The organism is Stenotrophomonas sp. GQ19 (genome assembly GCF_059758695.1).
The window spans coordinates 144,898-165,665 of record NZ_JCAXES010000005.1; the positions used below are offsets into that span (position 1 = coordinate 144,898).

A 20,768-nucleotide genomic window follows, 5' to 3' on the forward strand; every position below is an offset into this window, starting at 1 on the left:
CCGCTACCTATCGCCACATGATCTTTTCCAAGTGGCGCCTGCGTGCACGCTCGTAGATGGCCGGATCGCTGGCGAACTCGGCCATGAAGCGCGGCTCCGGGAGGGCGTAGGGATCATCCGGTGCGATGGCGCACTCTGCCTCTATTTCTGGCGGAAATACCGGCGCTTTGCAGGTCTTCAAGGTAAGCCAGCGACTGAGGGTCAGTGCGCCATAGAAGGGGAAAAGAAGGTTGTGCCGAAATGGGAATAGGTTGGTGCCCATCATCAGGCACACCAGCATCCAGTGGTTGCGGAAGGTGGGCAGTGTGGAGAGCGTGATGACGCGATCCAGCGGGTCGTCGAAGCACGTCTCCGGACCGTCCTGCATGTACCGACAGATCAACGCCCATTCTTCCCGGATGTCCTGGTCGTGATCCCAGAAGTGGCCGATGGTGAAGGTCTGCTGCACTTGACGGTTGCGATCAAGGAGGTGGCAGCGAAGGTCGCGCAGATTGGGGTCCTGGCCGCCACGGCCTATATGGAAGAAGGCGAAGGGCGAACCCCAGGGCACGACCACGACGCCGCCCGGGCCGTTGTGACGGAAGAAGTAGATCTTGCGGGTGATGCGGTTGAAGCGGACGGGATAGTGGGTGTAACTAAACACGTCCTTGCGTAGGTAGAGGAACCAGATCAGTGCGATCATGCCCGTTCCAGCAAGTGCGACGGAGGAGACAGAAAACGCACTGTCTGCGAGCCCGCCACGCATCCCGGATGCCTTGAAGATCAGTGCCGATACCCCAAACACTGTCAAGCAGGAGAGCGTTAGCGATACCAACGTCGCAATCATTCCCTTGATCTTGAATGTCCTATCTATGTACTCAATGAATACTGAGTTGAAGCGAACGAGGCTTATCGCGTCATCCGCCGAAACTTCGTTTGAGGCGTCATGCTTCAGTTCACCGTCACATTCTTCCTTGGTGAGATCGCGCTCAACTTTGAACGGGGGCTGCCAGCCTGTCAGCATCTCAAAGTGCCCTCAGTGCTTTCATGGCCTTTGATTGGTCCGTCCAACTGTCGAAGGCGCCGCTCTCATTGTTTCCGAAGTGCACCGCCTTATCGAGCCAGCGCTCAACTTCGTTTGGCACCATCCACGCCACTGCTACGGTTAGTACGGCTGCAGAGATCATGAGAAAAATGGCCACTGGAATGGCGGCGCCGATGGTGATGAGAAATGCGCCAGCCGCGCCGGCAATGCCGCCAATCATCATGCTCGCGCCATAGCCTTTGCTCAATGCGTAGTCGCGGTAGCCCTGATAGAACGTAAGGGCACCAATAACCATGCCCGCCAATCCACTCATCAAACGCCCACCTCCCCCCAAAAGTTCAGCTCTCGTGCTGGCATTGAACATCCATCGCCCCATTGGCTCAGCCAAGGTCTTCGAGAACCAGGGCAGCTTCGCGCCAACCTCACCCAGAAGAATGGCCGAATCACCAATCAGCGCCGCTGCGCCTGCCGCGAAGTTGGCCTGCAGAAGACCCCGCTCTTCCACGGGCGCCTTCATGATCTGCTGGTTCAGGTGACCCAGGCTGGCCGACATCATGACCAACCCCGCGACGCCATACCCATAAGAGCTGCGATGTAGTCCAGAGACGGTGCTACGCATCGCATCATGCAGGTCCACTACGCTCAAGGTGCGTTGCAGGTGTCCCTGAATCGCCGCCCCGGGAATCACCGCCTTGGCATTGAGTGCCTTGAACAGCTTCAGTTGATCGGCGTCCACGAATGCCAGCATGCCGAACTTGAACCGGGCGCCATCCATCGTCGCGTTGGCGGATTCGAGTGCTGCGGTCGCAGCGACGCTGGCCTGCTGTGCCGCGTTCAAGCCCGCCCGCGCCGCCAAGGTCATGGCCAAGGCTTTGCGCGCGCGTTTTGGTGTGGTGTAGCCGGTCAGATCCATCAGCTGGGTTTGAGGCGATCCCGACTGCGCCATGGCGGTCAACAGCCCCATCTGCCAGCGCGCAGGCAGGCGGCCAACGTCCGCAGCGACCATACGGCCAATTTCGTCGCCTACCATTCGCGTCACTGGACCTGAAAGGTGCTCCAGTAGACGCGCTGAACCTTGATACATGCCCGCAGTCTTGCCCGCCGCCGGATGGTCCAGCAGCCCCTTGAACGCATTGGACAGCCCGTTGGCCGCCAGCAACCAGTCGCGCGCACCCGGCGCGGTGGACGTCTTTTCCAGCACCTGTTTCCAATCGCTGATCAGCGCGTCCTGGTTCCATATCTGCGCGCGCAGAAGAATGGACTCGGGATCCAGCGGATCGCCGTTCTCCAACTGTTCCAGCACATACGCGAACACTTTGCCGCGCGAGGTAGCGTCCTGCAGCATGGCGGTCACCGCCTCCTGATACAGAATCCCCGACGTGGTGTCGGTGCTGTCGAAGTTGCAGGCCATATGCTGCTTGAAGGCCGCTGCCGACAACCAGGCGATGTACCCATCGTCCAGTGCGGCGATGTGCTTCTGGTAGAACCGGTCCTGCTCGTCCAGGTAGGTATTCTTCAGCCAACGCGCATACGCGTTGCCACCGCGCAGGTGCTTGCGGTATTTCTTCCAGGACTTTCTGCCCAGCCTGAGCACCTCCTCTTCGTCTTCCACGGCGAACACGTCGTCGGTCCACAGCGGCAACGACCTGCTCAGTTCCTGCGCGGCAGCCCGTCCACCGAGTACGCCGACGATCCCCCTCCCCACCATGGCGCTGGTGCGTTTCCGGTGTACTTCATCTTCGATCGCGCCTTGATGAATGGCTTCGCGCAGGGCGGTGATGGCCGCCGCGGACTGGCGCTTCTCTGCCCGCTCCGGTTCGTTCTCCCATTCCAGCAAACGCGTCACCGCCAACTGGTTGAGGTCGGCGATGATGCCCACCGGGTCGTCCAGCGCTACCAGCGCCGGGGCCACCGCCAGCGGATGGTCCGGAACGTCCTGGCGTGCCGCCAGTCGCGCCTGGGCGCGCAGCAGGTCGAGCTGATGCTGGGCGTACTGCACTCGACCGCTCAGGCTGTGATCCAGCGCATGTGCGCCGGGCAGCACCTCCATGCGGGGCAGGTTGGTGGCGTCTGGTGTTTTGGGCAGGATTGAGTAAGTGTCGACAAGGTGGAATTCCGACACCTGATCCAGCGTCTGGTACAAGCCTGCCATGTGCGGTTGCGGGTTTCCGCTGCCGACCCAGCCGGCCAGGTCGATGCGGCGCATGCTGCGCTGCCGGTACGCGGCGTCCTGGTGGCGGCGCCATACCCTGGCCGTCCACGGTGCCGTGCTGTACGCCAGCCACAGCGTGGTCCCCCACTTCGCATCCGGCAGGACGATGCATTTGCTCATCATCGCGCTGCCGTGCCGCGAGCAGCTGGCCGGGGCGTCATCGTTCTGCGGCGGCGGGGAGGTGTCACGGATGTCGAAGGAAGACAGGTCGCCGTGCTCATTGACCTGCCACGCCAGCCACTCGCCGCGCGTCTCGTTGAACGCATAGACGTAGCCGCCGCGCAGCAGCCTTAGCGTGTACTGCGCATCGGATGCCGGCAGCACGATGTCCTGTATGCCCGCGCCGAAAGGAGCCTGCAACGGAGGTGCCCGCCGCCGTACCTCTGCGTCGGTGCGGGCCACGGCATAGCGCGCCAGCAGGATCGGAAAGCCGAACCTGATGCAGTTGGGGCAGTAGTCGGCAGCGGCGTCGTTCATGCCGCTACCGCCGTGGCGGAGGCGTCAGATTCCAGCCGGGTGGCCATCGCATAGGACATCCCGTCGCCACGCAACCGTGCCAGCCGCGCAGCCACATCGGGCCGTTGCCGGAACCCGGGTCCGTGCTGCAGACGCTGCCGCGCGTAAAGGGACAGGTCCCTGACATCTTCCAGACCGGCATCGCGCGCTTCCAGCACGCCCTCCATCAGCGCGCGCAACGGGCCACTACCCGCAGTGGCAGGGGCATCGACCAGATCGCGCAGGCATGCATTGATGACGCCCATCTGCTCAAGGCCCAGCCACTGGTCCGGCTGCAGCAGCAAGCCGAACGGCGCGTGCGCGTCTGGCCGGTGATGGGTGCGCCAGGTGCCGCCCAGCGGCTCGTGCCAGGTCCACGCATGTACCGGGCCCATCACTTCGGCCATCTGCGCCGGGGTCAACAACCAGCGCAGGTGGCGGAACACGCGGGGATCGTGCACGCGAAACCATACGCGGCCCTTGCCGGGCCGCCACAAGCCCATCAGATGCCGCAGGTGACCTCGCAGGCGCGCTGCGTCGTTGCAGGCCAACAGCGCGCAGAACAAGGGGCGTCCGCGTTCGCGCAGATGGCGTTCGGCACGGTCCAGCATCTCTAACCGCCGGTCCCAGGACAACGTATCCAGCGCCACCAGCAGCGGCGGCTGGCGCAGACACCCTTCCAGCTCCACCGGCTCCAGCGGCTCTCCGGAGAGATCGGCGAAGCAGGTGGCGGCCACCTGGGTGGGGTCGATGATGGCGTGGGTCTGCGCAAGGAAGGTGCGATGACCCATGTCGATCGGCGCGTTGACGTGCATGTCCAGGTCCATTGGAACTCTGCATCGGTGGTTGCAGGCAGGCTACGAGGGGCATGGGGTGTAGCGAAGAGCCAGAACCGACAATGCGTCGCGGGCTTCACAGTTTTTCTATTTCGATTTGTGGATGACTCGCGAGCATCCATATGACATGCCTATCCGTGGCAGGGACATCCAACGCTCCACAGCGCTGCGAAAGGTCAGTGCGCGATGACACGCTGCGCGTGACGCGCGCGCCGCGCAGGCAACGCCGTCACCGGTGCTGTTCCACCAGCTGTCGCAGCGCTGCATCTTTCGGCACCAGCACGTCGAACAGGCCCAGGGCGTGCAGGCCGGGCAGCAGCGCCAGCAGGTCGCGCTCGGCTGCGTTGTGCGCCGCGGCGTCCTGATCGGCATCGAGCAGGATCGTCGCATTGGCCAGGAACGCGCCGACGCTTCCCTTGCGCACGGTGATGCCGGCGCGTTGCACATGGTTGTGGTCATCCGGCAGCAGGTCTTCAGGTCGCATCGGGGCACGCTCCAAGGGGGGGAATGCCAGTATCCAGGGACCGCAACGGCGGTTCTGTCGTATAACTGCCACCTGATATGGCAGATCCGACACATCCCGCCCTGCTCGACCCGGCGCTGGCCGATGCCCCCGCGGGCCCGTTGCTGTTCGCTGCCCGCACGGTCCCGCGTGGCGGCAAGGCCGGTCCACGGCGCACACCGCGCCACCAGCATGCGCGCGGGCAACTGCTGGGCGCCGACAGCGGCCTGATGCAGATCGACGTGGGGGCCACGCACTGGCTGTTGCCGGCCGGCCACCTGGCCTGGATCCCGCCTGACCTGCCGCACGCGTTGTTGGCGCCACAGGGCTTTGAGGGGTGGAGCCTGTACTTCAACGCAGCCGCCAGCGCGCTGCTGCCCGACCAGCCCCGGATCCTGGCACCGGGGCCGCTGCTGCAGGCCGCCATCCAGCGCGCGCAGCAGTGGCCGCCCGGCCCGTTGGGCGCTGCACAGCGACGCCTGGCAGGGGTGATCGTGGATGAGATCGCCACCCACCCGGCATTGCCGTTGGCCCTGGCACATCCGCAGGATCGACGGTTGCGACGCGTGGCCAGCGCGTTCGCCGCCCACCCCGAGGACAACCGCAGCGTCGAGCACTGGGCAGCGTTCGCCGGCTTGTCCAGCCGCACGCTCACCCGCCAATGGCAGCGCGAAACCGGTATGGGGCTGTCGCGCTGGCGGCAACGGCTGCGGGTGCTGCATGCGCTGCCCCGGCTGGCGGCAGGTGACACGGTCACGCGTACCGCGTTGGCGCTGGGGTATGAGACCACCAGCGCGTTCATCGCGGTATTCAAACGCGAACTGGGCGATACACCGGCGCGGTATGCGCGGGATGCACGCGGATGAGAGCGGCCGACGGGGCGATGGCGCACTCGCCATCGCCCCGGTGTGCTCAGCCCGAAATCGCCAACCGCTCCTGGTGGTAACGGCGCACCGCCGCATACCACAGCACCGCGGCAAGGCCGAAGCCGGCGGCCAGATAGACGGCCCACATCTGCATGCTGATCGCCTCGTGGCGGATGATCTTCAGCAGCATCTGGTTCTGCGCCAGGAACGGCACCGCGAACTGCCACAGCTCGCTCTTCAGCGGGTAGACCATCAGCGCGTAGCCGGGCAGCATCGGCAGCAGCATCAGCCAGGTCATGTGGCTCTGGGCTTCCTTCATGCTCTTGGCCGCGGCCGACAGGAAGGTCAGCAGCGAGGTGCCGATGAACAGCATCGGCAGCATGATCAGCAGCATCTGCAGCATCGGCAGGAAGCCCATGTTGAGCTGTCGCCCCGCCCCGCTGCTGGAGAGCTGCGCACTCAGTTTGAACGCGAGCAAGGTGAGCAGCAGCGACGCCATGCCCACCACGCAGGCGGCGACGATCTTGCCACTGACAATCGCGCTGCGGGAGGCCGGGGTGGCCAGCAGCGGTTCCAGCGACTGGCGCTCGCGCTCACCGGCGGTGGTGTCCATCACCAGGTAGGCACCGCCCAGGAACGAGGTGATGGTCAACAGCACCGGCAGCAGGAACGACAGCACCTGGCCGCGCTTGGCTTCGGCAGTGGCCAGGTCCTGGGTGGCCAGATCCAGCGGCCGCGCGACCTGGGCATCCACGCCACGGGCGAGCAGACGCAGCGCACCCACCTGCTGGTTGTAGCCGGCCAGCGCGGTCTGCAGGCGCATGCTGGGGATGTCGGCGGCGCGGCGGGTGCTGTCCTTGACGATCTCCACCAGCGCCGGGCGGCCTTCGGCCCAGTCCTTGCCGAAGTCCGGGCTGATCCGCAGCGCGACGTCGATCTGCTGGTCACGGATGGCCGCGGTCAGATCCTTGGGCGCATCGACCGCGTTGAGCCCCTGCGCGGCCAGGAAGCGCACCAGGTTGGGGGCGTTCTCGCGGCCGATGGTGGCGATGTCCAGCGGTTTGTCGATCTGGGTCTTGACCCGGCTTTCGGCCAGCTTGCCCATGCCCAGGATCAGGATGGGATACAGCAGCGGGCCCAGCAGCAGGGTCAGGGCCAGGGTGCGGCGGTCGCGGGAAAGATCGCGCAGTTCCTTGCGCATCACGGTCAACAACGTGCTCAACGAACTCATGCGTGCAATCCTTCTTCCGAACCGATCACCTTGACGAAGGCATCTTCCAGGTTGTCTTCCCCGGTCTGTGCACGCAGCTCATCGGCGCTGCCGGCCGCCATGACCGTGCCGTGGGCGATGATCACGATGCGATCGCACAGCGCGGCCACCTCCTGCATGATGTGGCTGGAGAAGATCACGCAGCGGCCCTCGTCGCGCAGGCCGCGCAGGAAGCCGCGCAGCGCGCGCGTGGTCATCACGTCCAGGCCGTTGGTGGGTTCATCCAGGATCACGTTGCGCGGGTCGTGCACCAGCGCGCGGGCGATGGCGGTCTTGGTCCGCTGGCCCTGCGAGAAACCGTCGGTCTGGCGGTCCAGGATGTCGTCCATGTCCAGTGCCTTGGACAGCACCTGTGTGCGCGCGCGGATCTGCGCGGCGCTCATGCCGTGCAGCTGCCCGAAATAGGCGATGTTCTCGCGGGCGGTCAGGCGCTTGTATACGCCACGCGCGTCGGGCAGCACGCCCAGCCGGCGGCGCACCGCGACCGCGTCGGCGGACGCGTCGATGCCATCCACCAGCACGCGGCCCTGGTCGGGCGTCATCAGCGTGTACAGCATGCGCATGGTGGTGGTCTTGCCGGCGCCGTTGGGGCCGAGCAGGCCGGTGATCTGGCCGTCCTCGGCCTGGAAGCCGACGTTCTCCACCGCCTTGATCAGGCCGGTCTTGGTCTTGAAGGCTTTGTGCAGGTTCTCGGCGACGATCATGGTTCCCATCCGTTGAACGAGGTGAAGGCCGGCACCGGGCTCAGCGAGTCCAGGCAGGTGGCGTCAAGCGATTTGGCATCTGCCTTGTCCATGAACTGGCCCAGCAGGCGCGGCATGCAACCGGCGTTGAGGGTGCCGTGGCCCTGGCCCTTGGCGATCAGGTGGCGGCCGTTGGGCAGCGTCTTGAGCACCTGCTCGGCGTAGCGCGGCGGGGTGACCGGATCGAACTGGCCCGACAGAAGCAGCACCGGCAGGTCGCTCTTCAGCGGCGCGGTGAAGTCCTTCGGGCGCGTACCGACCTTCCAGCCCGGGCAGGCGGCGAAGAACATGCGCGCCACCTCCGGACCGAGCAGGCGATCACTGGTGGCCGGCTCCTGGTAGCGGTCGGCATCCTCGGCGCAGATCACCGACCACTGCATGCCACGGTTCATCTGCACGCCCAGCGAGCGGCTGGCCATCCTGCTCAGCGACATCAGCGGGGCGTAGCGGCCATGCGCGGCTTCATCCAGCACCACCGGCAGCAGCGAGGACAACTCGGGCATGTAGGAGAACATGAAGGCCAGGCCGGTGACCGAATCGGACGTCAACACATCGCGCTTGGTTTCGGCGGTCCCCGGGTCGCGGTACTCGACTTCGACCGGGGACTTGGCCAGCGCGTCCATGACGTTCTTCAGCTGGGTACGCGTATCGACCGGGAAGCGCTTGGCGCAGGCGGCATCCTTCCTGCACTGCGCCGCCTGCAGGTCGATGGCGGCTTCAAAGGTGTTGGCGAAATCACCGCCCACCACCACGTCGTTCGGGGCCACCCCGTCGATCACCACCGCACGGGTGTGCTGCGGGTAGTGCGCGGCGTACTGCTGGGCCACGCGGGTGCCGTAGGACCCGCCGATCAGGTTGATCTTGTCCACGCCCAGCGCCGCACGCACGGTGTCGATGTCGGCGATGGCCTGGGTGGTGGTGTAGAAGCGGGTGTCGGCGCGGCTGGCCAGCGACGTGGCGCACTGCGCGGCGAAGTCGGCAATGGCCTGGGTGGTCGGGGCGATGGTGTCGTCCAGCGCCATTTCCTTGCCGTCGGCCCCCACGCAGGTGAGCGGGTTGGATTTGCCGGTGCCGCGCTGGTCGACCAGGATGATGTCGCGCTGCTTGCGCACTTCGCGCAACGCCACGTTGATCACCGCAGCCACTTCGGTCGCTGCCTGGCCCGGTCCACCGGCCAGGAAGAACACCGGGTCGCCCTTGCCCTCGCCTTCGTTGCTGGTATCCAGCCAGGCAATGTTCAACCCGATCTTGCGGCCGTCCGGCGCGGCCGGGTTCTCGGCCACCTGCAGGGTGGCGCATTGCGCTTCCACGTTGTCGCTGGCCTGGGTGCTGGTCAGCGTGCACGGCTTGAACGTCAGGTGTCCGTATTGACGTTGTGCGGCTTCCGGGGTGGCCTCCGGTGTGGCCTGGCAGGCGGCCAGCAGCAGCAAGGCTGCACCGGTCGCCAAGGGACGGCAGGAAACTCGCATGTTCGATCGCATCCTGGATTGAAGGGTCTCAGCATGCCATGACGAAGGGGCGCGCTGGATGTGACCAGCGCGGTACCGGTGGCACGGGCGGCGTGCGCCGGCCAGGCTCAGGCAGGCAGTGGCACCGCACTGACAGTGCGATCGCGGCCGTCGGCCTTGGCCTGGTAGAGCGCCCGGTCGGCGGCGGCCAGCAAGGCCGCCAGGTCGTGCGCGCCGGTGCCGACCGCCAACCCGATGCTGGTGGTGACCGTGACCGGCATGTCCCCCACGTAGGCGGGGTGCGCCTGCAGCTGCGCGCGGATGTAGGCGGCGTGTTGGAGGGCGCGGGCATGGTCGGCACCCGGCAGCAGCACCACGAACTCCTCGCCGCCGTAGCGGCCCAGCAGCGGCTGCTGGCTGGCCAGGCAGTTGGTCAGGCAGTTGGCCAGGACCGAGGCGAAGTGGTGCAGCACCTGGTCGCCCGCGATATGCCCCCAGCGGTCGTTGACCTGCTTGAAGTGGTCCACGTCCAGCAGCAGCAGGGCCAGCGGTTGCTGCTGCCGCTGGCACTGCTGCAGGCACGCCTGGCCATCGGCCAGCACCGCGCCGCGGTTGAGCAGGCCGGTGAGCCCGTCGGTGCGTGCCGCGCGGCGCAGGTCGACCAGCATCTTCTCCACCAGCAGCAGGACCAGCGCGAAGCAGCGGGCCAGTTCCAGGAAGATGCCCGCGAGGTAGGTGGCGAACATCGGCGCGCCGGCCCGGAAGATGTCCTGTCCGGCATCGGGCGCCACCGGCAGCCACAGCCGCACCAGGTACACCACCGCTTCGGCCGCGAAGATGGCCGCGGCCAGCCGGCAGCTGGTGCGCTGCTGGGGCGGCGCATGGCGCACCAGCATCCAGGCCATCCAGCTGTTGATCAGCACCGCGAACAGGCTGGCCACGTTGAGCCGCACGGCCAGGTTCGGGAACGGCACCACGAACACCACGATGCCCGCCACGTATGCCCCGGCCAGCAGGGCCGGCTGCCAGGCCGGCAGCTGCCGCTGCAGGTGGCGCGCCACGCCGTACAGCATCAGCACCGCCGACAGCGCCAGTACGGCGTTGCCGAAGATCACCAAAGGCACGACGGGCAGATGGGCGCGCAGCGCCACCGAGGTCAGGCTGAGCGCCAGCAGCCACAGGCTGGCCGTCCACAGCCGCAGCGCCGGTTGCCCGCGCAGGACCAACAACAGCAGTGAGAAGCCCAGCGCGATGCCCAGGCACAGCAGGTAGCCGAGCACGGCGACGGTGGGGAAATCCAGGGTCATGCGGCCTCGCGCCTCAGGGCGGCGCGCGCATCTTAGCGCGCGCCGCACCGGTTACTTGCTGCTGACGTACTTCTCGCGCCGCACCTGCGGGGTCGGCAGGCCGGCGTCCTTCAGGGACTCGAAGGTGGCATCGACCATGTCCGGGTTGCCGCACAGGTAGGCGATGTCGGTGGCCGGGTTCGGTGCGAACTCGGCCAGGTGCTGCTGCACGTAGCCGTGGCGCACGTCCGGATGGGGGTTGTCGGGCAGCTCGCGTGACAGGCACGGCACGTAGCGGAAGCCCGGGTGGGCGGCCGCGAAGGCATAGAAGTCGTCGCTGTAGAGCAGCTCGGTGGGGGTGCGGGCGCCTTGCAGCAGCACCACCTCCACCCCGCGCTCGGCCATGGCGGTGGCCAGCAGCGGCAGCATCGACCGGTACGGGGTGACCCCGGTGCCGGTGGCGATCAGCAGGTAGCGGGCGTTGTGGTCGCCCGGCTGCAGGCAGAACCGGCCGAACGGGCCGCTGGCGGTGACGTGGCCGCCGATGTCCAGGCCCTCGAACAGAGCCGTGGCGGCGCCGCCGGGGACGAAGCTGACCGCGATATCGACCGCGTCGCCCGCGCCGAGGGCGTGGTTGTGAATGGTGGCCAGCGAGTAACTGCGCTTGGTGGCGGTGCCGTCGGCGTACTCGAAATGGACCTGGATGAACTGGCCGGGCTGGAAATCCAGCGGCTGGCCGTCATCACGCAGGAACTGGTAGTGGCCGACGGTCGGGGCCAGCATGCGCCGGTCGACCAGTTTGAGGGGGAATTGGGCAGGCACGACTTTTCGGGACAGTGTGTAGCCGGGGCAAGCCCTCGGGGTCTTCTATAATAGCCGCTCCCCGCCCCTATCCAGCGCCAGCCCATGGGCGCGAAGGCAAGAGCTTGGCTTCCCAGAACACTCCCGCGCCCACCGCCGCCCCCGCCCTGCGGGTGCGTGACCTCCGCAAGACCTACGACAACGGCACCCAGGCCCTGAAGGGCGTCTCGCTGGACGTGGCCCCGGGCGACTTCTTCGCCTTGCTGGGCCCCAACGGCGCCGGCAAGTCGACCCTGATCGGCATCATCAGCTCGCTGGTGAACCTCAGCGAGGGCCAGGTCGAGGTCTTCGGCAGCGACCTGGTGCGCAACCGCAGCGCCACGATGCGCCTGATCGGCCTGGTACCGCAGGAGATCAACTTCAACCTGTTCGAAAAGCCCTTCGACATCCTGGTCAACTACGCCGGTTTCTATGGCGTGGCCCGTGCCGAGGCCGAGAAGATGGCCGAAGAGGAGCTCAAGCGCGCCCACCTGTGGGAAAAGGCGCAGGTGATGAGCCGCACGCTGTCCGGCGGCATGAAGCGCCGACTGATGATCGCCCGGGCCATGATGACCCGCCCGCGCCTGCTGATCCTGGACGAGCCCACGGCCGGGGTGGACATCGAGATCCGCCGCGACATGTGGCGGGTGCTCAAGGAGATCAATGCCGCCGGCACGACGATCATCCTGACCACGCACTACCTGGAAGAAGCCGAGCACCTGTGCCGCAACCTGGCCATCATCAACCACGGCCAGATCGTCACCCAGGGGCCGATGCGTGAGCTGCTGGCCAAGCTGGACGTGGAAGGCTTCCTGTTCGACATCGACGGCAGCCTGCCGGCCGAGCTGCCGGTGATCGAAGGCGCCACCCTGATCGCGACCGACGGGCACACGCTGGACGTGGACATGCCGCGCGCGATGGACCTCAACCGGGTATTTGAAGCCTTGAACGCGGCCGGTATCCGGGTGCGTTCGATGCGGACCAAGAGCAACCGCCTGGAGGAGCTGTTCGTGCGCCTCACCGGCAACCAGGAGAATGCGGCATGAGCACCACCCCTACCCCGGTCCTGACCGACGGCCAGCGCAACCGCATCGCGTTGATGACGATCGTGCGCCGCGAAGTGGCGCGCATCCTGCGCATCTGGGGCCAGACCCTGGTGCCGCCGGCGATCACCATGACGCTGTACTTCCTGATCTTCGGCGGCCTGATCGGCTCGCGCGTGGGCGACATGGGCGGCTACACCTACATGCAGTTCATCGTGCCGGGCCTGGTGATGATGAGCGTGATCCAGAACAGTTACGGCAACATCAGTTCGTCATTCTTCGGCGCCAAGTTCGGCCGCCACGTGGAGGAGCTGCTGGTCAGCCCGATGCCGAACTGGGTGATCCTGTGGGGGTATGTGTCCGGTGCGGTGCTGCGCGGGTTGATGGTGGGCGTGATCGTGCTGATCATCGCGATGTTCTTCACGCCGGTGCGCATTCCGCACCCGCTGGTGACGCTGACGACGGTGCTGCTGGGCGCGACGATTTTCTCGCTGGCCGGGTTCATCAATGCGGTGTACGCGAAGAAGTTCGATGATGTGGCGATCGTGCCGACCTTCATCCTGACCCCGCTGACCTACCTGGGCGGTGTGTTCTATTCGGTGCAGCTGCTGCCGACGTGGGCGGAGGCGGCGACGCACGCGAATCCGATTTTCTACATGGTCAATGCGTTCCGTTACGGACTGCTGGGGACCAGTGATGTGCCGCTGTGGGTGGCGTATGCGCTGATGATCGGGTTCGTGGTGGCGCTGACGGCACTGGCGTTGTGGTTGTTGAAGCGGGGCGTGGGGATGCGGAGCTGAGTGGTGTTTTGCCGGGCCTGCGGCCCGGCGGCCCGCTTTACTGCCACTGCCACTGCTGAAGCAACGTCAACTGCGGCTCTGGATTGAATCGGGGTAGGCGGGGTGTGTGAGTCCGCGGGGGACGCCGCGAGTACGTCCCTGTAGGCTCGGTCGCGCCATCCATGGCGCTCACGCCCCCGCACACTCACCCACCCCGCCTTCGATAGTTTCCCGGTGACGGCAGCGGAGTTCCGGTAGTGCCGGCCGCTGGCCAGCAACCTCGCGGAAATGATCGTTCCTGTGGAGCCGGGCTTTTGCCCGGCTCTTTTCGTATGCGGTTGGACGAACTGTGAGAATGTGGAAGAGAAATTTGGAGGGACGTCGTGTCTTGAATCGATCTCGCCCATCCGCGAAAGGCGCTACGCCAACCGCCACATAACGCCCTGCGGGTGCCGCAAAACTCCGGCACAATCGCAGGGTGAATCCCCCAACTGCAGTGAGCGTGCGATGCGTATCCTGATCCTCGGCGCCGGTGGTACCGGTGGTTATTTTGGTGGTCGGCTGGCCCAGGCCGGTGTGGATGTGACCTTCCTGGTGCGTCCCGCGCGTGCGGCGCAGCTGGCGGCCGAGGGGCTGGTGATCCGCAGTCCGCTTGGCGATGCCCGCTTCCCGGTGGCGCATGTCACGGCCGATGCGCTGCCTGCGTTGGCGGCGGCGCAGCCGTTCGATCTGGTGATCCTGAGCTGCAAGGCGTACGACCTGGACAGTTCGATCGAGGCGATTGCCCCGGCGATGGGGCCGCGTACGACGCTGCTGCCGATCCTCAACGGGTTGCACCACTACGCGGCACTGGATGCGCGCTTCGGGCGCGATGCGGTGCTGGGCGGGCTGTGTTTCATCAGTGCGACCAAGGCCGCCGATGGCGCGGTGCTGCACCTGGCGCCGGCGGCCAAGCTGACCTTCGGCGAGCGCGACGGTACCGGCAGCAGCGCGCGGGTGTTGGCGCTGGCGGCCGCGTGCGTGCAGGCGAACGTGGACCATGTGGCCAGCGATGCGATCGGGCAGGAGCAGTGGATCAAGTACACGTTCCTGACCACCCTGGCGGCGGCAACGTGCCTGATGCGCGCCGATGTGGGCACGATCGTGGCCACCGACGATGGCGCGGCGATCGTGCGTGGCCTGTATGACGAATGCCTGGCCGTGGCCGATGCGGCGGGCGAGCCGATTCCGGCCAAGGCGCGCGAGATCGCGTTGACGGCCACGACCCAGCCCGGCTCGGTGTTGAAGGCGTCCATGCTGCGCGACCTGGAAGCGGGCCAGCAGGTGGAGGCCGAGCAGATCGTGGGCGACATGCTGGCGCGCGCACGCGCCGCCGGGCAGGCAGCCCCGCTGCTGGCGGTGGCCTACAGCCACCTGCAGGCCTACCAGCGCCAGCGCGGCGCCTGACCATGCAGATGGCCGCGCCGGCGCGCGTGCTGGTGCTGGGCATGGGCTACAGCGGGCGGCACCTGGCCGCCCTGCTCCAGGCCCAGGGCATCGCATGCAGCGGCACCGTGCGTGACCCCGGCACCGCCCCCGATGACGGACTGACGCGGTATCGGCTGGCCGAGGGCGTGCCGGTTGATGAGGAGCTACGCGCGGCACTCCGGCGCGCGGACGCGATCGTGTGCAGCGTGCCGCCGGAGGAGGCGGGCGACCCGGCGCTGCGCCTGCTCGCCGATGTACTGCACGACAGCCCCGCGCTGCGCTGGGTGGGTTATCTGTCCTCGACGGCGGTCTACGCCGACCGCGACGGGGGCTGGGTGGACGAACAGGCCCGTGCCGATGCGGACGACGACACCGCCCTGCGACGGTTACGTGCGGAGCAGCAGTGGCGTGCGTTCGCGCAGGCACGCGGTATCGCCTCGGCGGTGTTCCGCCTGCCCGCCCTGTACGGTCGGGGGCGCAACGCGCTGGCGCAGCTGGCGCAGGGCAAGGCCCGGCACGTGGTACGGCCCGGGCTGGTGTTCAACCGGCTGCATGTGGAAGACCTGGCCGCTGCGGTGCTGGCGGCGATGCAGCGTCCGCAGGGGCACGCGCTGTATCTGCCGGCCGACGATGAGCCGGCCCCGCCGCAGGACGTGCTGGCGCATGCCGCGTTGCTGAGTGGCCTGCCGCTGCCCGCCGCGCAGGCCTGGGATGACCCGGCCGTTCCCGCCTCGCTGCGACGCTTCTACGCCAGCAACAAGCGCATTGACAGCCGCGGCACGCGCGCGGCCTTGCAATGGCAGCCCCGCTTCGCGACCTACCGCGATGGTCTGGCCGACGCCTGGGCAAGCGGCGACGGCCACCGGTAGCCCACGACCGTTGGTCGTGGGGATGTATCAGGCGACGTCAGGCAACCGGAAGAACGCACGCGTGGCCGCCGTCGCGTTGGCGGCCGTGGTCTCCACGTCTTCGCCCCGATCGCGCGCCAGCTCCTCGACGATGTGCGACAGGAACATCGGCTCGTTGCGGCGGTCCTTGGGCATCGGCTTGAGCGAGCGCGGCAGCAGGTACGGCGCGTCGGTTTCGATCATCAGGCGGTTGGCCGGGATGTGCTTCACCAGCTCGCGCAGGTGGCCGCCACGGCGTTCGTCGCACAACCAGCCGGTGATGCCGATGTACCAGTCCTGGTCCAGGTAGTCGAACAGCTCCTGGCGCTCGCCGGTGAAGCAGTGCACCACCGCCGCGCCCAGTCGGCCGTCGAAGTTCTTCATCTGCGCCATGAAATCGGCGTGGGCATCGCGCTGGTGCAGGAACAGCGGCTTGCGCGCGCCATCGGCAGCCACCACGTCGGCCGCCAGCTGCAGCTGGCGCTCGAAGGCGCGGTGCTGGGCCGGGCGCGGGGCGAAGTCACGGAAGTAATCCAGCCCGCACTCGCCCACCGCCACCACTTCGGCATGCGCATGCAGCGCGCGCATGTCCGCATCGCATTCGTCGGTGTATTCCACCGCGTGGTGCGGGTGCACGCCGGCGGTGGCATACAGGAAGCCGGGATGCTGGCGTGCCAGCTCCAGCGCCATCGGCGAATGCTCGCGGCTGGCGCCGGTGATGATCATCTGTGCCACCCCCGCGTCGCGGGCACGCGCCAGCACGGCGTCGCGGTCGCGGTCGAAGGAGTCGTGGGTGAGGTTGGCGCCGATATCGATCAGTTGCATGGGGGAGCTACAAGACAGGTAACCCGGCCATTGTAGCCCGCGGTCCGGCAGGCACCCGTGGCTCGGGGGCTACTGCGCCGGCGCGTGGCCGGGCGCTTGCACCTGCCACACGCCCGCCAGCACCTGCAGGCGGAGCGTGCGCTGTTCACTGCCCTGGGTGAGGGTGACCTCAAGCACGTGCAGGTCATCACTGGCCGTGGACAGCGCGATCAGGCCCGGCTGCAGGGGCATCACCACCTGGCCCTGCTCGGTATACAGGGCCGAGCGGGTGTCTTGAGTTACCACGAACAGCGACTGTCCTGCCTCGCTGTCGTCCACCTGTTGGATCCGTTCAAACTGCACTGGAATCGGACAGTGGCCGCTGGCGAAGTTGCACAGCCCCTGCCTGCCGTCTTCCGACACCAGATACATGACGCTGCCGTAGGCGATCATGCTGGCGCTGTCGAACCGGGGCGGGAACAAGGTGTTGCCTGCAGCGTCCAGCACCCCGAGCCGTTCATCACGTTCTACCTGGAAGATGAGCTGGTTGCGCCGGCCACGCGCGGTGTCGGCCAGGTCCAGTGTGATGCCGTCCCACCGCGCAGGGAGGATGACAAGGCCCTGAGCGTCCATCACACCCACGCGGCGCGCGTCCCAGCGCTCGCCTTCCACGAACCGCTTCCAACCCAGGTGGGCACTTTCCAACGGCTCGATCAGCAGGAATCGCGGCGGCAGCACCTGCCTGCCCTGCGCGTTTATCAGGCCCTGACCCGTGCGGGTGCTTACCACGGCGGTGTCGCCCTGGGGCGCGATGGCGTCGTAGCGGCCAGCCGGCACCCATGCTTTGCCAGTGGCATCGAACATGCCCTGCGCACCCATGATACGCATGCCCTCCTCCCACACCTGCCAATCGCTGGCGGGCGGGATGCCGGCAATGGCCGCGCCCCGCCGATCCAGCACCTGCCACGGGCTATCGGGCTCGCGCTTGACCATCAGCATGCCCGCGCCCACACGGATCTCGGCCTGCGCCTGCGGTACCACCCAGCGACGCGTGGCCGGGTCGAACGCGCCGCTGCGGCCGTCCCGTTCGACCACCCACGGCGTCTGGGTCACCCACACGCCGGTGATACGCGCGTTGTCCATCGGCACCACGATGCGCCCATCCATATCGACCAGACCGCAGCGCTCATTGGCGTCGCGGCATACCTCGAACAACTGTGATTCGGGCAGATGCTCCACGCGGGCGTATTCGGGTGCCAGCAGGATATGTCCGTCCGCACGCAGCACCCCCCACTGCGACTGGCGCAGCAGCAGGGCGTAGCGCGCATTGGGGAAGAAACCCTCCAGCCCACCCACAACCACATGGCCCTGGGCATCCAGCACCTGCAGTGTTTCGCCGTTCTTTTCCAGCGTGAAACCGGCCGACCACGGCGCGGGCGCGGCGGTGCGGGCAGGTGCATCCGCGCGGGCATTGGCAATGGCGGCGAACAGCGTCAGTGCGGCGACGAAGGCGCGGGTGAACGGTGACATGTGGCATCCCTGAAAACAGTGCGCGCATGAGAGCACAGCTGCCCACGCCTGCCAAACATCCCTGTCAGCGAGCCCGTATCCTTACCCGATGAACTCCTCGCGCTTCCCCATCTCCCCGCTGCTGCCGCAGATTCTGGACCACCTGGCCGCACACGCGCGCCTGGTGCTGGAAGCGCCACCCGGCGCCGGCAAGACCACCCAGGTGCCGTTGGCCCTGCTCGACGCGCCGTGGCTGCAAGGCCGCAGGATCATCATGCTGGAGCCCCGCCGGGTGGCCGCGCGCAGCGCCGCGCAGTTCATGGCGCGACAGCTGGGCGAGGAGGTGGGCGACACCGTCGGCTACCGCATCCGTTTCGAGAACAAGGTGTCGGCCCGCACCCGCGTCGAAGTGGTCACCGAAGGCATCCTGACCCGGATGCTGCAGGACGACCCGATGCTCGACGGCGTGGGCGCGCTGCTGTTCGATGAATTCCACGAACGCCACCTCGCCGCCGACCTCGGCCTGGCACTGGCGCTGGACGTGCAGGCGCAGCTGCGCGAGGACCTGCGCATCGTGGTGATGTCGGCCACGCTGGATGGCGAGCGCCTGGCGCAGTTCCTGGATGCACCGCGATTGAGCAGCGCGGGCCGCAGCTTCCCGGTGGCGATCAGCCATTTCCCCGCCCGTCGCGAGGAATCGCTGGAAGCCCAGGCGCGGCGCGCGGTGGAACAGGCACTGGCCGAGCATCCCGGTGATGTCCTGGTGTTCCTGCCGGGCCAACGCGAGATCGCGCGCACCCAGGCCGCGCTGGAGCAGGCGCTGCCGGCCACGGTGCAGGTGCTGCCGCTGCACGGCGAACTGCCGGTGGAGCAGCAGTCGCGGGTGCTGCAACCCGACCCGCAGGGCCAGCGCCGCGTGGTGCTGGCCACCAACGTGGCCGAATCCTCGGTCACGTTGCCGGGGGTGCGCGTGGTGATCGATGCCGGGCTGGCGCGCGAGCCGCGCTACGACCCCAACAGCGGCTTCGCACGGCTGGACGTGGTGAGCATCGCGCAGGCGTCGGCCGACCAGCGCGCCGGGCGTGCCGGGCGTGTGGCCGAGGGCTGGGCATGGCGGCTGTGGCCGCAGTCGCAGCGGCTGGAGGCACAGCGCCGGCCGGAGATCGCGCAGGTGGAATTGACGTCGCTGGCGTTGGAGCTGGCCGCGTGGGGCAGCGATGACCTGCGCTTCGTCGACCCGCCGCCGGTGGGCGCACTGGCCGCCGCGCGCGAGCTGCTGCAGCGGCTGGGTGCGATGAGCGACAGCGGCGGGCTGACCGCGCTGGGGCGCCGCATGCTTACCCTGGGCACGCACCCGCGGCTGGCGGCGATGCTGCTGGCCGCCACCGGCGGCAGCGAGCAGGCGCTGGCGTGCGATCTGGCCGCGCTGGTGGAGGCACGCGACCCGCTGCGTCAGGGCGGTGATGCACTGGCCGCGCGATGGCGCGCGTTGGCGGCGTTCCGCCACGGCCGCGCGCCGCACGATGCCAACCGCGGTGGGCTGGCCACCATCGATGCCGCCAGCAAGCAGTGGCGGCGACGCCTGCGCTGCGACGCCGCGCCGCCCACGTCGGTGGAGGCACACCAGCTCGGCGACCTGCTGGCCCACGCCTTCCCCGACCGGATCGCCGCGCGCCACCCCACCGATCCGCTGCGCTACCTGCTGGCCAACGGGCGCAGTGCGCGCCTGTTCGATCCGAGCGATCTGCGTGGCGAGCCGTGGCTGGTGGCGGTGGAACTGCGCTATGAGGCGCGCGACGCGTTGCTGCTGCGCGCCGCGCCGGTCGATGAGAACCGGCTGCGCCGCGACTTCCCCGCCCGCTTCACCCAGCAGGACGTGGTGCGCTGGGACGGCGACAAGCGTGCGCTGGTGGCGCGCCGCGAAACCCGTTTCGACCGCATCGTGCTGGACAGCCGGTCGGCCGGGCGCGTGGATCCGGCGCATGCCGCGCAGGCGCTGACCGAGGCCGTGGCCGAACTGGGTATCGACGCGCTGCCGTGGACCGAGGGCCTGCGCCAATGGCAGGCACGGACGCTGGCGCTGCGTGCGTGGATGCCCGAGCTGGAGCTGCCGGACGTATCCGATGCCGCGCTGATGGCGACCCTGCCGCAGTGGCTGACGCCGGCCTTCACCGGCAAGACGCGGCTGGACGCGCTGGACGAAGCCAGTCTGGGCGAGGCCCTGAAATCGCCGCTGCCGTGGGCGCAGCGCCAGGTGATCGACCGGCACGCGCCGGTGCGCATGGCGGTGCCGTCGGGCATGGAGCGGCCGATCCACTACGCGGTGGACGCCGATGGCGTCACCCCGCAGGGACCGGTGCTGGCGGTGAAACTGCAGGAGCTGTTCGGCCTGGCCGACACCCCGCGCATCGCCGATGGCCGCGTGCCGCTCACCCTGCACCTGCTCTCGCCCGGCGGCCGCCCGCTGCAGGTCACCCAGGACCTGCGCAACTTCTGGGCCAACACCTACGCCGAGGTCAAAAAGGAAATGAAGGGCCGCTATCCCCGGCACCCGTGGCCGGACGATCCGTGGACGGCGACTGCCACGCACCGGGCCAAGCCACGCGGGACGTGACGCGGCTGTCGCATTCATGGCTGCCGGCTGACCGCGTCATCGCGCCGCACCGCACCGGCACGGGCAAGCGGCTACAGTCGTGATCCGGCCGTGGCAGGTGGCTAACACGCCCTACACGGCCCGCGCGCCACACTGGATCAGAA

17 protein-coding genes are annotated in these 20,768 nt (G+C 67.7%); 6 read left to right on the forward strand and 11 right to left on the reverse strand.

Annotated features, from left to right (window positions below):
• Nucleotides 1-7 precede the first annotated feature (7 nt).
• From AC6CHL_RS11760 to AC6CHL_RS11775, 4 genes are all read right to left on the reverse strand, one after another.
• The gene (locus tag AC6CHL_RS11760) at nt 8-1,003 is read right to left on the reverse strand and encodes a DUF6708 domain-containing protein (RefSeq protein ID WP_498294461.1); all 996 of its coding nucleotides are present in this window, start codon (nt 1,001-1,003) and stop codon (nt 8-10) included.
• Between the two features lies 1 nt (nt 1,004).
• The gene (locus AC6CHL_RS11765) at nt 1,005-3,713 is read right to left on the reverse strand and encodes a T6SS effector BTH_I2691 family protein (RefSeq protein ID WP_498294463.1); all 2,709 of its coding nucleotides are present in this window, start codon (nt 3,711-3,713) and stop codon (nt 1,005-1,007) included.
• Nucleotides 3,710-4,558: a DUF4123 domain-containing protein gene (locus tag AC6CHL_RS11770; protein WP_498294464.1), complete on the reverse strand. Its 849-nt coding sequence runs from the start codon at nt 4,556-4,558 to the stop codon at nt 3,710-3,712. Before AC6CHL_RS11770 ends, AC6CHL_RS11765 begins: the two co-directional genes overlap by 4 nt.
• 238 nt (nt 4,559-4,796) lie before the next feature.
• Nucleotides 4,797-5,051 carry a hypothetical protein gene (locus AC6CHL_RS11775; RefSeq protein ID WP_498294466.1) on the reverse strand — a complete coding sequence of 85 codons (255 nt, stop codon included), beginning with the start codon at nt 5,049-5,051 and terminating at the stop codon, nt 4,797-4,799.
• A gap of 77 nt (nt 5,052-5,128) precedes the next feature.
• Here AC6CHL_RS11775 and AC6CHL_RS11780 point away from each other — a divergent pair, with 77 nt between their 5' ends.
• Complete coding sequence (locus tag AC6CHL_RS11780) at nt 5,129-5,935, forward strand: AraC family transcriptional regulator (RefSeq protein WP_498294468.1); 807 nt, start codon at nt 5,129-5,131, stop codon at nt 5,933-5,935.
• Nucleotides 5,936-5,981: 46 nt separating this feature from the next.
• Here the strand turns inward: AC6CHL_RS11780 and AC6CHL_RS11785 are convergent, their stop codons facing one another.
• From AC6CHL_RS11785 to AC6CHL_RS11805, 5 genes are all read right to left on the reverse strand, one after another.
• The gene (locus tag AC6CHL_RS11785) at nt 5,982-7,166 is read right to left on the reverse strand and encodes an ABC transporter permease (protein ID WP_038685612.1); all 1,185 of its coding nucleotides are present in this window, start codon (nt 7,164-7,166) and stop codon (nt 5,982-5,984) included.
• Entirely contained in the window at nt 7,163-7,909 is a 747-nt protein-coding gene (locus AC6CHL_RS11790; protein WP_038685610.1) for an ABC transporter ATP-binding protein, read from the reverse strand. Before AC6CHL_RS11790 ends, AC6CHL_RS11785 begins: the two co-directional genes overlap by 4 nt.
• Entirely contained in the window at nt 7,906-9,417 is a 1,512-nt protein-coding gene (locus tag AC6CHL_RS11795; RefSeq protein WP_498294469.1) for an alpha/beta hydrolase, read from the reverse strand. The genes AC6CHL_RS11790 and AC6CHL_RS11795 overlap by 4 nt, the downstream gene beginning before the upstream one ends.
• A 107-nt stretch (nt 9,418-9,524) precedes the next feature.
• The gene (locus AC6CHL_RS11800) at nt 9,525-10,703 is read right to left on the reverse strand and encodes a GGDEF domain-containing protein (protein WP_498294471.1); all 1,179 of its coding nucleotides are present in this window, start codon (nt 10,701-10,703) and stop codon (nt 9,525-9,527) included.
• 51 nt (nt 10,704-10,754) lie between these two features.
• Nucleotides 10,755-11,504 carry a ferredoxin--NADP reductase gene (locus AC6CHL_RS11805; RefSeq protein ID WP_498294473.1) on the reverse strand — a complete coding sequence of 250 codons (750 nt, stop codon included), beginning with the start codon at nt 11,502-11,504 and terminating at the stop codon, nt 10,755-10,757.
• Between the two features lie 104 nt (nt 11,505-11,608).
• Between AC6CHL_RS11805 and AC6CHL_RS11810 the strand changes: the two genes are divergently transcribed.
• The 4 genes from AC6CHL_RS11810 (at nt 11,609) to AC6CHL_RS11825 (ending at nt 15,680) form a co-directional block, all read left to right on the forward strand.
• The gene (locus AC6CHL_RS11810; protein WP_038685602.1) at nt 11,609-12,568 is read left to right on the forward strand and encodes an ABC transporter ATP-binding protein; all 960 of its coding nucleotides are present in this window, start codon (nt 11,609-11,611) and stop codon (nt 12,566-12,568) included.
• Nucleotides 12,565-13,365: an ABC transporter permease gene (locus AC6CHL_RS11815; protein ID WP_038685599.1), complete on the forward strand. Its 801-nt coding sequence runs from the start codon at nt 12,565-12,567 to the stop codon at nt 13,363-13,365. The genes AC6CHL_RS11810 and AC6CHL_RS11815 overlap by 4 nt, the downstream gene beginning before the upstream one ends.
• 486 nt (nt 13,366-13,851) lie before the next feature.
• Complete coding sequence (gene panE, locus AC6CHL_RS11820; RefSeq protein WP_498294475.1) at nt 13,852-14,790, forward strand: 2-dehydropantoate 2-reductase; 939 nt, start codon at nt 13,852-13,854, stop codon at nt 14,788-14,790.
• Nucleotides 14,791-14,792: 2 nt separating this feature from the next.
• Nucleotides 14,793-15,680: an NAD-dependent epimerase/dehydratase family protein gene (locus tag AC6CHL_RS11825; RefSeq protein ID WP_498294477.1), complete on the forward strand. Its 888-nt coding sequence runs from the start codon at nt 14,793-14,795 to the stop codon at nt 15,678-15,680.
• Between the two features lie 27 nt (nt 15,681-15,707).
• On the opposite strand, the gene AC6CHL_RS11830 is transcribed toward AC6CHL_RS11825, so the two are convergent.
• Both AC6CHL_RS11830 and AC6CHL_RS11835 read right to left on the reverse strand, forming a co-directional pair.
• Nucleotides 15,708-16,523: a TatD family hydrolase gene (locus AC6CHL_RS11830; protein WP_498294479.1), complete on the reverse strand. Its 816-nt coding sequence runs from the start codon at nt 16,521-16,523 to the stop codon at nt 15,708-15,710.
• Between the two features lie 69 nt (nt 16,524-16,592).
• Complete coding sequence (locus tag AC6CHL_RS11835) at nt 16,593-18,032, reverse strand: WG repeat-containing protein (protein WP_498294481.1); 1,440 nt, start codon at nt 18,030-18,032, stop codon at nt 16,593-16,595.
• 88 nt (nt 18,033-18,120) lie between these two features.
• On the opposite strand from AC6CHL_RS11835, the gene hrpB reads away from it, so the two are divergent.
• Nucleotides 18,121-20,625, forward strand: coding sequence for an ATP-dependent helicase HrpB (gene hrpB / locus AC6CHL_RS11840; RefSeq protein WP_498294483.1), 2,505 nt, complete (start codon nt 18,121-18,123; stop codon nt 20,623-20,625).
• Nucleotides 20,626-20,768: the final 143 nt, after the last annotated feature.

Coding starts and splice junctions, on each gene's coding strand:
- AC6CHL_RS11760 (WP_498294461.1), bottom strand. CDS start 1,003: ATGCTGACAGGCTGGCAGCCCCCGTTCAAAGTTGAGCGCGATCTCACC.
- AC6CHL_RS11765 (WP_498294463.1), bottom strand. CDS start 3,713: ATGAACGACGCCGCTGCCGACTACTGCCCCAACTGCATCAGGTTCGGC.
- AC6CHL_RS11770 (WP_498294464.1), bottom strand. CDS start 4,558: ATGGACCTGGACATGCACGTCAACGCGCCGATCGACATGGGTCATCGC.
- AC6CHL_RS11775 (WP_498294466.1), bottom strand. CDS start 5,051: ATGCGACCTGAAGACCTGCTGCCGGATGACCACAACCATGTGCAACGC.
- AC6CHL_RS11780 (WP_498294468.1), top strand. CDS start 5,129: ATGGCAGATCCGACACATCCCGCCCTGCTCGACCCGGCGCTGGCCGAT.
- AC6CHL_RS11785 (WP_038685612.1), bottom strand. CDS start 7,166: ATGAGTTCGTTGAGCACGTTGTTGACCGTGATGCGCAAGGAACTGCGC.
- AC6CHL_RS11790 (WP_038685610.1), bottom strand. CDS start 7,909: ATGATCGTCGCCGAGAACCTGCACAAAGCCTTCAAGACCAAGACCGGC.
- AC6CHL_RS11795 (WP_498294469.1), bottom strand. CDS start 9,417: ATGCGAGTTTCCTGCCGTCCCTTGGCGACCGGTGCAGCCTTGCTGCTG.
- AC6CHL_RS11800 (WP_498294471.1), bottom strand. CDS start 10,703: ATGACCCTGGATTTCCCCACCGTCGCCGTGCTCGGCTACCTGCTGTGC.
- AC6CHL_RS11815 (WP_038685599.1), top strand. CDS start 12,565: ATGAGCACCACCCCTACCCCGGTCCTGACCGACGGCCAGCGCAACCGC.
- panE (WP_498294475.1), top strand. CDS start 13,852: ATGCGTATCCTGATCCTCGGCGCCGGTGGTACCGGTGGTTATTTTGGT.
- AC6CHL_RS11825 (WP_498294477.1), top strand. CDS start 14,793: ATGCAGATGGCCGCGCCGGCGCGCGTGCTGGTGCTGGGCATGGGCTAC.
- AC6CHL_RS11830 (WP_498294479.1), bottom strand. CDS start 16,523: ATGCAACTGATCGATATCGGCGCCAACCTCACCCACGACTCCTTCGAC.
- AC6CHL_RS11835 (WP_498294481.1), bottom strand. CDS start 18,032: ATGTCACCGTTCACCCGCGCCTTCGTCGCCGCACTGACGCTGTTCGCC.
- hrpB (WP_498294483.1), top strand. CDS start 18,121: ATGAACTCCTCGCGCTTCCCCATCTCCCCGCTGCTGCCGCAGATTCTG.